This is a genomic window from Streptomyces sp. NPDC003720, assembly GCF_042875075.1.
Lineage (GTDB): Bacteria > Actinomycetota > Actinomycetes > Streptomycetales > Streptomycetaceae > Streptomyces.
In genome coordinates this window covers 67,726-80,251 of the sequence record NZ_JBIANZ010000013.1, presented here as the reverse complement: position 1 = coordinate 80,251, position 12,526 = coordinate 67,726, and the positions used below count along the sequence as shown (strand labels likewise).

At 70.5% G+C, this 12,526-nt stretch carries 8 protein-coding genes; 3 read left to right on the top strand and 5 right to left on the bottom strand.

The genetic code is table 11. From position 1 onward, the window contains the following. Positions 1 to 378 precede the first annotated feature (378 nt). From pepN to ACFYU0_RS31120, 5 genes are all read right to left on the bottom strand, one after another. Positions 379 to 2,814 (bottom strand): aminopeptidase N, encoded by a 2,436-nt coding sequence (pepN, locus tag ACFYU0_RS31140; RefSeq protein ID WP_389305459.1) that lies wholly within the window; start codon positions 2,812 to 2,814, stop codon positions 379 to 381. Between the two features lie 237 nt (positions 2,815 to 3,051). Beyond that, positions 3,052 to 3,708 carry a GNAT family N-acetyltransferase gene (locus ACFYU0_RS31135; protein ID WP_389305457.1) on the bottom strand — a complete coding sequence of 219 codons (657 nt, stop codon included), beginning with the start codon at positions 3,706 to 3,708 and terminating at the stop codon, positions 3,052 to 3,054. Positions 3,709 to 3,806: 98 nt separating this feature from the next. Next, entirely contained in the window at positions 3,807 to 5,303 is a 1,497-nt protein-coding gene (locus ACFYU0_RS31130; protein WP_389305455.1) for a dihydrolipoyl dehydrogenase family protein, read from the bottom strand. Between the two features lie 47 nt (positions 5,304 to 5,350). Beyond that, positions 5,351 to 7,123 carry an MOSC domain-containing protein gene (locus ACFYU0_RS31125; RefSeq protein ID WP_389305453.1) on the bottom strand — a complete coding sequence of 591 codons (1,773 nt, stop codon included), beginning with the start codon at positions 7,121 to 7,123 and terminating at the stop codon, positions 5,351 to 5,353. 21 nt (positions 7,124 to 7,144) lie between these two features. Then, positions 7,145 to 8,011 carry an alpha/beta fold hydrolase gene (locus ACFYU0_RS31120; protein ID WP_389305451.1) on the bottom strand — a complete coding sequence of 289 codons (867 nt, stop codon included), beginning with the start codon at positions 8,009 to 8,011 and terminating at the stop codon, positions 7,145 to 7,147. A gap of 673 nt (positions 8,012 to 8,684) precedes the next feature. On the opposite strand from ACFYU0_RS31120, the gene ACFYU0_RS31115 reads away from it, so the two are divergent. From ACFYU0_RS31115 to ACFYU0_RS31105, 3 genes are all read left to right on the top strand, one after another. Next, the gene (locus ACFYU0_RS31115) at positions 8,685 to 11,396 is read left to right on the top strand and encodes a CHAT domain-containing protein (RefSeq protein WP_389305449.1); all 2,712 of its coding nucleotides are present in this window, start codon (positions 8,685 to 8,687) and stop codon (positions 11,394 to 11,396) included. Positions 11,397 to 11,398: 2 nt separating this feature from the next. Then, positions 11,399 to 11,905 carry a trypco2 family protein gene (locus ACFYU0_RS31110; protein WP_351668542.1) on the top strand — a complete coding sequence of 169 codons (507 nt, stop codon included), beginning with the start codon at positions 11,399 to 11,401 and terminating at the stop codon, positions 11,903 to 11,905. Positions 11,906 to 12,133: 228 nt separating this feature from the next. Continuing rightward, on the top strand, positions 12,134 to 12,424 hold the full coding sequence (locus tag ACFYU0_RS31105; protein ID WP_389305446.1) for a hypothetical protein: 291 nt from the start codon (positions 12,134 to 12,136) through the stop codon (positions 12,422 to 12,424). The last annotated feature ends 102 nt before the right edge of the window (positions 12,425 to 12,526 follow it).

The window sequence follows — 12,526 nt, the reverse complement described above, 5'->3', positions numbered from 1 at the left end:
GGATACCCGACCCGTACGCCGGGGAAGGTTCACCGCCTGTCGACCGTCGGCCATGATCGTCATGGCGGACACATCCTGCACCGCACCGCCGCCGGTGACTCTGCTCCTACATGGGAAAGGTTCGCCGGACCACGAGGAGATCCGGCCCGCAATGAGCCGGCCCCGCCCCGACACCGGTGCTCCGCACCGCCTCCCAGCTCGCCGACACCGAGATCCACACCGTCGCCGACGCCGTCACCCGCTGAACCCACGCCCACCTCCCGCTCCTGCGGACGGACGAGCGCCTCAGGCGGCGTGAAGGCATCGAGGATCACATGGGCGGCGCGTGCAGAGCCGACAGCCGCGGCCGGCTGGTGGCGATGACGCGCAGCCCGCGTCTCAGCTACGGGAGTGCAGTATGCGGCGCATGCGGTCGGCCCGCTCCAGAAGGTTCGTGCGGACGACCGGGACAGCCTGTGCCGCCAGGTCTTCGGCTCGTTCCACGAAGGTCAGGTCGATGCCGAACAGCGGGAAGAGGCTTCTGGTGAAGACCGTCGCCGGCATGCTTCCTCCGCGGTGGACGGTGGGCACGAGATCGAGGAAGGCTTCCGCGTGGGGCCTGAGCAAGTCGTCCTGACCGGCACTCCAGAACACCGTCGCCACCGAGTGGACTGAAGCGAGAGGCACCGCGCGGTCCGTCACCAGCGTCTGCCACACCGCCTTCTTCTCGGCCGCGTCCGGGATCGCAGCGCTGACCTGGAGCCTGCTGACCCATGCTTCGGGATCCGGGTCGCGGTCGAGCAGAGCGTGTGCCTCGGCTGCGGTTGCGTGCCCGAGCTGGGCCTTGCGGACCAGCGCTCGCCACTGCAGATCGATGTCCTCTCCGGCCTCGTTCTGGAGCCACGCGACCCCTTCCGGATCGGCCGTGGTGCGGGCGAAGCCACGCAACGCCGCCTTGCGGTGGGCACTCACGCCGGAGAGGCCGAGGCACGTCTCAGCCACTGCTCGCAGCAACTCGTCCCGCTCCGACCTCGGGCTCCACAGATCTGCGGCCTCGACAGCCAGGTTGAGATACGGCTCGATCACCGATGCGGACGTCTCGACGGCGAGCACTGCGGTCAGACACTGCACGGCTTCGGCGGCTGTCGCTTCGCCGTTCATCAGCATGTCCCAGACCGTGGTGACGGCGACACCGCGCGCAACCGCGGTGGGCAGCCGGGCGGCGTTGCGGAAGAACGCGTCCCTGGCCGTGGCTTCAGGTCTCGTCGAGGCGAAGGTCAGGTCTTCGTCATTGACCAGATACAGATCGGCTCCTGCCGGCAGGTCGATCCGGGTCCGCTCACCCGCTACCTCGACGTGGACGAGCGCCCCGCGCTCCAGGTGGTCCCCTGAACGCCCGTAGGCTCCGACGGCAAGGACATGCGGGCGCGGCCGGCCACCACCGGGCCCCTGAGCGAGCAGGGCGAACCCGTCCGGGGCGTGGCTGAGAGTCAGCCGGTCGGTGCCCGCCGTTTCCAGCCATCCCGCGCGCCACTGGTCCAGGTCGCGGCCGCTGGCGTCGGCGACCGCGTCGATCAGGTCCTGCAGCGTGGTGTTGCCCCAGGCGTGCGTGGCGAAGTAGTTGGTCAGGCCTTCGGAGAACTGAGCCTCGCCGACGTACGCCATCAACTGCTTCAGGACGGACGCGCCCTTGGGGTAGGTGATGGCGTCGAACGTCGCTTCGGCCTCGGAGACGTCGCGGACCTGCTGGCGGATCGGGTGCGTCGTCGGTCCCTGGTCGACGAGATAGGCCTTGAGTTGCTCGCCGGCCAGGTGTGCCGTCCAGGCATCGGTGTACGACGTCACGCTCACGGCGGCCCAGTTGCTCGCGAACTCGGCGAAGGCCTCGTTCAGCCACAGGTCGTCCCACCAGCGCATCGTGACGATGTTGCCGAACCACATGTGCGCGAGTTCGTGCAGCAGGTACCTCGAGAAGATGTCCCACTCCGCTCTGGTGGGCGTGGTCCTGCGCAGGAACCAGTCCATCCAGGTGACGCAGCCGAAGTTCTCCATCGCGCCGGGGAACTCGGGCGTGAAGACCTGGTCGTACTTGTGCTGCGGAAACGGCATGCCGAATCTGCCGGCGAAGAACTCGAGCCCCTGGGTGGTCAGGGTGAACAGTTCGTCGGCATCCCGGTCCAGCACCGAGGCCAGCGACTGCCGGGCGAAGAGCCCGAGATCATGACCGGCTCCGGGACGACGCAGTTCGTAGTACGGACCCGCGTTGATCACCGTGTTGTACGTTGCCAGCGGCGGTGTCGGCGGGAAGGTCCAGCGTCGCACGGAACCGAGGTCCTCGACCTGCGGGTCACCGCTGTTGCTCAGCACCCGCCAGCGGGCTGGAGCGGTCACGGTGAACGCCCACGGCGCCTTGAGATCCGGCTGGTCGAAGCAGGCCCAGACGTAGCGGGCGTAGTCGGGAGTGAAGTCGGTGTAGACGTACGTCTCGCCGTCCGCGGGATCGACCGCCTTGTGCACGCCCTGTGCATCGGCCGAGCACTCCACCACGGAGACGACCTTGAGGACGTTGCGCTCCGCGAGACCGGGCAGCATGATCCGGCCCTCGACAGCCGACCGCAGCGGGGCCCCGTTGAGTGTGGCGCCTTCCACCGCCGCCGCACAGTCGACAAAGGTCTCGGCCCCGGAACTGCGACACGTAAAGGTGATCGTCGATTCGCACCGGACCCGCGAGCCTGTCAGCAGACCCGAAAGGTCGACGGCGACGTCATATCGCTCGACCGCCAGCAGACTCGCTCGCCGCTCGGCCTCAGCCTGAGTCAGGCTCCTGCCGCTCATCACTACCCCTCTCGAAGATTCGTTCATTCGTTGCTGACCACCCGCTGAGCAGCAAGAAGCCCCCGTGGGCCGGGAGTGTCCGTCACGTCGTTCCCGGCGCTGCGCCGCGCCCGCTCCGAGTTTGCCTTGCCCCGCCCCCGCCGTCATGGGTCCGTCCGATCACTGGGTTCCGCGGGAGTGCGCCATGGCGTAAGGGCGGTTCGGCCGGCGTGAGCCAGTCCCAGCGGTTCGAGAGACTTACCGGCCCCGGGCGATCAGGACGTCGGCTTGGCGGCGCCAGTCGAGGGAGGAGTAGAGGCGCTGGCCTTCCTCGCTGGCGATGAGAAGACCGGTACGGGCACCCTGAGCCACGGCGGCCTCTGCCAGAGCGCTCATCACGGCGCGGCCGAGGCCACGTCGCCGGTGCGCCGCGTCCGTCTCGATACGATCGGCGATCGCGTCGGTGCCGACCACGGCGACGGTGCCGCGCGCCGCCACCTCTCCGGAGGAGTCGTGGAGGGAGACGACCGTGACTGGTCCCTTCGTGCGGACCTCGCGCGCGTACGGCGCGGCGGGCGCATGCTGCGGGTGCTCGGTCAGATCGGTCGTCATGAACCACTCGGACCGGTGGAGCAACTCCAGTCCGGCGGCGCCCACGACTGCTTCGACGGCGCCTGGGCGCAGCGTAGGCACCGTGAGCCAGCTGGTCTGCCTCGCGGCGGCGACGGCTGCCGCCAACCGTGCCAACGATTCGGGCTCCTCGTCCGCACGCAGCGCGAACACCTCGACCTCGCGGCCCGGTTGGTCGCACTGGGACCGCAGGCCGTCCCCGACGGGCTCGGCCGCGGGCAGGGAGCGAGCCACGGTCCAGCCGTTCACCCAGCGTCGTATCAGCTCTGCATCGATCTTCTTCATCCGGCGAGTACAGCATGACCGCAACCGGCGGATGAGCGAATAACCGTTCGCCACCGTTCGCTCCCCAGGGCACGGCCGGTGCTGCCCGGGGCCCTGCCCTACCGGCTGTGACGCCGGTCCACGCCGGACACGTGGCGCCGCTCGCGCAGCGTCTCCAGAAGGCGGAGCCAGATCTCACTCGCGGTGGGGTAGCTCGGCACGACGTGCCAGAGCGTGGGCACGGGGACGCGGCCCACGATGGCGGTGGTCGCCGAGTGCACGAGCTCGGCGATGCCGGATCCGACGAACGTCGCCCCCACCACCACGTCCTCACCTCGGTCGACGACGAGCTTGGCCCGCCCGCGGTAACCCTCGCGCATGACGTACGTGCCGGCCAGCGCCGCGAGGTCGTACTCGACGGTCTCCACGTCCAGACCTGCCTCGCGCGCCTGTTGCTCGGTGGCACCGGCGCTGCCGACCTCCGGGGTGGTGAAGACGACCTGCGGTGCCCCGACGTGACCAGCCGCGGCGGACGGCAGGTCGGCGCGGCCGGCGGCGCGGGCCGCGATGGAGTCCCCGGCGATCCGCGCCTGATACTTGCCCATGTGCGTGAGGAGGGCGCGCCCGCACACATCCCCGATGGCGTAGAGCCAGGTGCCGTCCGCCGCCCGTACGCACTGCTGGTCGTCGACGTCGAGGAAGCCGCCCGGGGGCAGCCCGACGGTTTCCAGACCGATGTCGTCGGTGTTCGGGGTGCGCCCGGCGGCGACGACGACCTCGTCCGCCGCGATGATCGTCCCGTCGTCCAGCGCCACGCTCACCTCACCTCCGTGCACCCGCCCCTCGCCCGTGTCACGGGTGTCCGACCGCTTCACCCGCGTCATGTTCTGCCCCGGGAGCAGACGGACGCCCGCGCCCCGCAGCTCCTCGGCCACGAGCGTCCCCGCGAACGGCTCGTTGCGGGCCAGCAGCCGCCCGCCGCGATGGACGACCGTGACCTGGGCCCCCAGGGCGTGCAGCCAGGTGGCCGCCTCGCAAGCCACCACGCCCCCACCGAGGATCACCACCCGGTGCGGCACCTCGCTCATCGTGGTCACATCCCGAGAGGTCCAGGGAAGCGCTGCGCGCAGCCCCGGCACGTCCGGTACGGCCGGACAGGAACCGGTGTCGACGACCACCGCTTGCCGGGCGGTCAGCGTTTTGGTCGAACCGTCGGGGCGGCTCACCACGACCAGGCGCTCACCGGCCAGGCGTCCATAGCCGCGCACCACGTCGATTCCGGTGTTCACGGCCCACTCCACCTGGGACGTGTCGTCCAGTCCGTTGATCACGCCGTCTCGTCGGGCGAACACTCCGGCGGGATCCAGCCGTGCCGAGACGCCGGGCAGGTGGGCGGCGGCGTCGACCACCTCGGCCGGCCGGAGCAGGGCCTTGCTGGGCATGCACGCCCAGTACGAGCATTCACCGCCGAGCAGGCGGTCCTCCACGAGCACCGAGGACAGGTCGGAGAACTGGCTTGCGTACTGTGCGGCGTTCTCACCCGCCGCGGCGCCGCCGAGGACGATCACGTCCCACTCCGACCGATCCGGATCCACCGCTGCCGTCCTGGAGAACATTCGATCGTCCTTCCGCCGAGAAGGCCTGCCTGCGGCGCGGGCAGGTGTCAGAGATCCAGGACGACGTCCTGCGCGGGTCTGCTGCAGCAGATGAGGATGTTGCCCTCGCCCGGTGGCTCGACCGGGTCCGGGGAGTAGTCGACGGCCCCGGACATCATGGCGAGCTCACAGGTGTGGCAGACGCCGGTGCGGCACGACCACTGGACCGGAACGTCGCATGCCTCTGCGAGTTCCAGCAGGGAGGCCTGGTCGTCGTTCCACGCGACGGTCAGTCCGCTGCGGGCGAAGGAGACGGAGGGACCGGTGCCAGGGTCGCCTTCCGGCTGGTGCGGCGCCCTCACCGCGGGCGTGCCCTTGATCCCCGGGGTGAGGGAGGGGCCGCCGCTGAAGTTCTCGGTGTGCACGCGGAACGGCCGCAGGCCGGCCTTGACCAGCGCGTCGGTCATGTCGTCCATGAAGGCCGCCGGTCCGCAGACGTAGGCGTCGGCATCGGTGGGCAGGCCCAGACCGAGGATCCGCTCGCCGGAGAGGCGGCCCGCTTCCGAGTAGTCCCTGCCGCGTTCGTCGGCGGGGTCGGGCCTGCTGTAGTAGACGACGGACCGTGCGTCGGCCAGGAGTGCCACCAGGTCACGCACCTCCTGGGCGAAGGGATGCTCGCGGCCGTTGCGGGCGGCGTGCAGCCACCACACCTGTCTGCCGGAGGAGGCGCTTGCCAGTGAGTGCAGCATGGCCAGCACGGGAGTCGCCCCGATGCCGGCGGACACCAGCACGACCGGCGTGTCACCACTGGGCAGGTAGAAGGTGCCGCGCGGTGCGGCGAACTCCAGGCTGTCCCCGGCCCGGACGTGCGCGCGCACGTAGGTGCTCGCCAGGCCGTGTGGTTCCGCCTTCACGCTGATCCGGTACGTACCCGTGCCGGGCCGGCCCGACAGCGAATAGCTGCGGATCAGGGATGTCCCGTCCCCGGTCGTGTGCATCCTCACGGTCAGGAACTGTCCCGGCAGCGCGGCGGGCAGGGCGGAGCCGTCGGCCGCGGCCAGACTCAGGGAGATCACGTTCTCGCTCTCGGGGTGGACGTCCGTGACCGTCAGAGGACGGAAGCCGCGCCATGCCGGGGGCGGGACGCCGGCCGCGACGGTGAGGCCGGCGCTGCCGGACGACGCGGGCGCGCCCTTGTCGGCCTGTTCGAGCAGGTCGCGCATCGAGGCCTGCCAGCCCGGACTGAGAGCGGGTATGCGCAGGGCACGGCGCACCTGGTCGATCGTGTGACCGGAGAGGTAGAGGACGGCATCGATCTCCTCAACGGTCATGGCTTCCGGGCCGGTGGAGACCTTGACGATCTCCTGCCCCGCCTCCACCTCGCCCTCCTCGATGACACGCAGGTAGAAGCCGGGCCGATGGTGGGCCACCAGCAGCGCCGCCATGCGCGGTTCCTTCAAGCGCATGCCGACCCGGTAGCAGGTCACCCGCGGCTGCGAGACCTCCAGAAGGGCTCCGCCGACCCGGTACCGGTCGCCGATGCACACTTCGCCGTCGGGGAGCCCGTCGACCGTGAAGTTCTCCCCGAAGCTGCCCGGCGTCAGGTCGTCCCGGCCCAGTTCCTCGGACCAGAAGCGGTACGAGTCGAGCTGGTAGACCAGCACGGCCCGCATCTCCCCGCCGTGTCCGCCCAGGTCACCCTGACCGTCTCCGTCGATGTTCAGCCGCCTGACCATCCGCGGCCCGGACACGGGCTGCTTGTGCACCCCGGTGTACACGGTCCTGCCGTGCCAGGAGACGTCCTTCGGCATCCCCACGTTGACTGAGATCAAGGTGGCCACGGCTCACCTCCTCGTCCACCCTCAGCCGGTCACGCGGCCGAGGAATTCATGAATGTGACCACTTATGGCGTCAAGGTGCGTTTCAAGGGCGAAATGACCGGCTGGGAGCAGATGGACTTCGGCCTCGGGCAGATGCTGTGAGAAGGCGCGAGCCCCGTCCGGCCCGAAGATTTCGTCGCGCTCGCCCCAGACGGCCAGGAGTGGCACCTGGCTGGTGCGGAAGTACTCATGGAGCTGCGGATACCCATCGATGTTCGTCGGGTAGTCCCGGAAAAGCGCCAGCTGTACCTGGTCGTTCCCTGGTCTGTCCAGCAGGGTCTGGTCGTGCAGCCAGTTGTCCGGGCTGACCAGGCTCGTGTCCTCGGCCCCGTTCTCGTACTGCCAGCGCGTGGTCTCGGGGCTGAACTTCGCCCGCGCGCCCGGCTCGGTGTCGGGGCCGGGTGATGTCGCGTATGCGAACAGATCGTCCCAGAAGGGTTTGGCGAATCCCTCCATATAGGCGTTGCCGCTCTGGGAGATGATGGCGGTTACCTCGAACGCGGGATTCAGGGCAAGGCGCCAGCCGATGGGCGCCCCGTAGTCGTGTACGTAGACCGAGAAACGGTTGATCCCCAGTTTCTCCAGCAATTTCGCGGTGATGGCCGCCAGATGATCGAAGGTATAGGCGAAATCCTCGACCTGAGGCATGGACGACTGCCCGTATCCGACATGATCAGTGGCGATCACGTGATAGCGGTCCGACAGACCGGGAATGAGGTGCCGGAACATGTGGGAACTGCTGGGGAATCCGTGCAGAAGCACAACCGTCGGTGCTTCCTCGGGACCCGCCTCGCGATAGAAGACCTGCTGGGCGTCGACGGTCGCGGTCCGGTGGTGGGTAGCGGACACGGTGGCCTCCAGTGGTCGCCCCGAGCGGTGATGAACTACTTGGTGCTCGATCTGGATGTGGCGCCGGGGAGACGTCCCTGCATGTCAAAAGATCGCTCGAGGACGGTGCGCGTGCGCGCCATGGTCGACCACTCCCGTTCGGGCTACGGGCATCCCTGGGCAGGCGGGCGTCGGCGGCGTCCAGCCGGTGAACCGTGCTCTTCCATAGTCACGAGCACAGCCATCCGCCACAAATCGCACCGATAACGCATCGAATGCGCAGGCCGAGTGCCGCGCGTCCGTTCCGCAGGCGGCCGGGACCTGGCCAGCCAGGGACGCTTTCACCCTGCCGTACGGCGCCACCGCGCTCGCCGTCGTGGACGTGGTCGGACACAACGGCGAGGCCGCCGCCGGCATGGCCCGGTCCCGTGTCATGCAGGAGGCTGCGGCGGACCTGCGCTGCGGTCGCTTGCGCGGGGCGGAGGTCATGGCCGTGCCGTCCTCACGGCAGGTCCCATGATCCGGCGCCCGCCGGATGGCGTGGCCGCATTGCCGGTGTCGCGTGCCGCCGCACCTTTACCGGCCCGCCCTCTCGAATGCCGGACAGTGCCGGAATCGGCGGTGCTTCTCCCCCGGTCGCCGTACTGTGATGTCCCGTCAACCGTTGGGACGATGCGGCGCGGGGTGAGGGTGGGTGTCGGGCGGCAAGGCCGGTCGAGAGGGACAGGACTGGCGCTGGAGGCTTGCCGCGGCGGGCGACGCCTTCGCCATGCGGGTGCTGGCCACCGCGCTGGCCGAGGACGGGCGTCACGACGAGGCCGTCGCGTGGTGGGAGAAGGCGATCGCGGCCGGAGACGAGACCGCGCTGCACCAACTCGCGGATCACATGGGCGCCAGGACCCTGGAAGGACAGCTGCGCCGGCAGGCCGAGAGCGGTGACCTGACCGCCATGGGCAACCTGGCGAAACTCCTCGTGCGCGACAGCGGCGGCCAACGGCTCGCCGAGGCCGTCCACTGGCTGACGCTCGCCGTGCGCGCGGGCGTCACGCCGGAGCGGGAACTCGTCGCGGCCCTCGACAGCGCCGGACGGTCGGCCGAGGCAGAGGACCGACTGCGGCACATGGCCGCCGCCGGTGATCTTCGTGCCCTGCGCGATCTCGTCCGGCGGCTGCGCGAGGGGGGCGACGGCGAGCGGCTCCACGAAGCGGTCGTCTGGCTGACCCGGGGCGTCGCGGCCGGTGAGCCATGGGAGTGGGACCTGGTCGCCGTCCTCGACCGCGCCGGACGCGCGGACGAGGCCGAGGCCCCGCTGCGGCGGCTGGCCGACCGCCATGACGTCAAGGCGGTGACGACGCTGGTGCGGCGCGCCCCCGAGAACATGCGTGCGCAGGTGTCCCGACGGGAGCTGGACGGGCCCGTGCGGGCGCGCGCCGTGGACCACGTCCGCCGGGTGGCGGCCGCGCTCGCCCGTCTCGATCTGCTGGAGGAGGCCGTCCGCTGGTGGACGGCGGCGGACGCGCTCGACGACCGTGTCCTCTCCTCCCCCGCCGCGTGCCTGGCCGCCCGGCCGGCTCCCGTGTCCGGGGCCCCGGACTCCGGTGTGGAGTGGCAGTTGCAGGAGATGGCCGCCACCGACGACGTGACGGCGACGCGGGTGCTGGCCGGATATCTCGCGCGGACCGGCCAGACGGCCGAGGCCGTGCGCATGTGGACGCGCGCTGACGCCGCGGACGGCCGGAGCCTCTGGGGAGATGTTCTCGAACAGCGCGCCCTTGGCGGCACCTCGGACACGGTGACGACTCATGGCGTTCAGGGCGGCGCCCCGGGGGACGGCGTGGTGGCGGACGCCGAGTCCGAGGAGACCCCGGCCGGGACCGTGGGGGAACCCGACACCGCTCCCGCGACGGCCACGCACCGCTTGTCGGCCCAGATGCCCTCCCACGCCGGGCTGTACGAACCGGTCAGCCTGGTCGTGCGGGTGCCGTTCGGGGCGGATCACGACGACGACGGGGTGTCGGCCCCGCTGGCCGGGTTCCGGCCCGCGCCCGACGGCTCCCCGCTGACACTCATCGTGCGGGCGCCCGCCGGACTCGACCCCCAGGGCCCGCTGGAGCACACCCTGCTGGTGCCGCCCTCCGATGCCCCCGCGCCGGTGCGGTTCGCGTTCCTGACCCGGGAACCGGGCCTGCACCGCGTCCGGGTCAGCGCCTGGGCCGGGGGGACGTTCCTCACCGAGATCGGCCTCGAGGTGACGGTCGAGCGCGACGGCCCCTACGCGGTGGAGCCGCCCACCACCGCCGACATGGGCGAGATACGCGCCCACCCCGGCGAGGTCACGCTGCTCGTGGACCGGGTCGGCGACCAGTACACATTCCGTCTCATCTCCGACCGGTGCATCTACGGCGCCGTACTCGCGCAGGCCCTCACCGCCGCCCCGGAAGCGGCCGCGGAGCGCGCGTACGCCATGCTGCAGAGACTGGCGGCGGGCCGCGGGGAGTACTCCGGCGCCCACGCCCGACGCTGGATGAAGGAGACGGGGGTGGGGCTGTGGACGGAGATGGTGCCGGACGCGGTCAAGGAGCAATTCTGGCAACTGCGCGACCACATCACGGCGTTCAGCGTCGCCTCCGAGCACGACGTCCTCCCGTGGGAACTCCTCTATCCCGTCGCGCCGGGCCGCGACGAGGGGTTCCTGGTCCAGCAGTTCCCGGTCCTGCGCAACAGCCTGGGCCAGACCCGCTCATCCGTGCTGCCGATCGGTGAGCCGCACTACGTCGTCTCCGCGCGGGCCCCGGTCAACGGCGACAGCGAGATCGAGTCGATCCGCCGCATTCTCGGCACCGGAACCGTCGTGGACACGCTGGACGGCGTCCTGACCGTCATCGACGCGGGCACGACGGGACCCCTCCACTTCACCTGCCACAACACCTTCGACCCCGGCGGCGGTTCGTCGATCCTCCTCGCGGACGGCCCGTTCGTCCCCGCTCTTCTGAACAGCGCCGTCGCCCGCCGCGCCCTGCAGGACGGCCGACCGCTCGTCTTCGTCAACGCCTGCCGGGCGGCCGGAGCCGTCCCGCAGTACACCCGGATGCTCGGCTGGGCGCAGCAGTTCATGGGCGCGGGCGCCGGCGCCTTCGTGGGCACGCTGTGGGCGGTGCGCAGCGACAGCGCCCAGCGGTTCGCGGAAGCCTTCTACGCCTCCCTCTCGGCGGGGGAGCCGCTGGGCACGGCCGTGCACCGGGCCCGCTCCCACGCCGGACACGACGAGACCGACCCCACCTGGCTGGCGTACACGGTCTACGGCGATCCCGGCGCGATCGTCTCCACCTCGGTCCCCGCCCCCGCCGCTGCCGTCTTCAGTCCCGCCCGAGCCGTCCCCACCCCCGTGCGATGCGAGGACACGTGAACGTGACCGACGACGGCGTGCCCGTCGAGGACCTGGTGACCGCCGTCAAGCGAGCGGTCACGCAGTCGAACATGTCGGCCACCGCGGCCGGGCGGGATCTGCGTGTCACCTCGGTGCGGCTCACCCTGCACGCCCTTGCCACTGCGACGGCCGGCGGTTCCCTGAACTTCCGGCTGCCGTTCATCGGCATGAAACTCAGGATCGGGCGCACGGTGTCCCGCCGCGACACCCATGTCATCGAGATGACCCTGGTACCTCCTGACCTGGCGCACCAGCACGAGCTGCGGCACGGCACGGTGGACGCCGTCCTGGTCGACGCGATCGCGATGATCCGTCGCGTGACGGCGTCGGCGCAGACCGGCGACGAACCCTTCCACCTCCAGGAAGGCTCGGTGCGGCTTGAGTTCGCGATCACAGCGGACGGGTCCGTGTCCCTCGGCCTGGACGGCGCCCTGCGCGAGGAGGTGACCCACACCCTGCTCGTCACGGTAGCTCCCCCGGCGGACTGAACCCCCGCCGCCGGACCTGCTGATCGGCTGCTGAGCACCGGGCGGGCCGCCAACGCATGTGACGGGAAGCCCCGTCCGCCACCGCGTCGTCGGGCGGCCGCAGCGAGAGAGCTTCTCCGCTCGGTGTCCGGTTCGGACCGTTGTACACGGCCTTCGGCCGGGTAGCCGCTGCTGTGATCGACGCAGGGCGCTGACGGCGTCCGCTTCGCGAGAAGGAGATGAGGACGCATGGCTACCGGCGCTGACTCGGCGAGAATCACGGCGAAGGTCCAAGGCAGGGACATCACACTCCACGGCCCCCTGACGAAGGACGAGATCCGGAGCGCGATCTGGTGGTGGCAGAGTGCCGACCCCGAGACTTCCGAGGAACGGGAAGAATCTCAGCACGATCGCGACGCCTCCCACAAGGACGTGATCACGACCCTGGGCGGGTACTACGAGGTCTCCCCCGACCCCCGTACGCCCGAGGCCGAAAGGCTCGTGGACCTGGTGCACGACGAGCTCAACGCGAACGAGTGACACAGCGCGGCACGGACGTAGCCGGAGTCCGAGTTCGCCACGTGACGGGGTGTGGGGAAGCGGAGTCGCCGACCGGCGCGGTCCGCCGCGGACCCGGTCGGT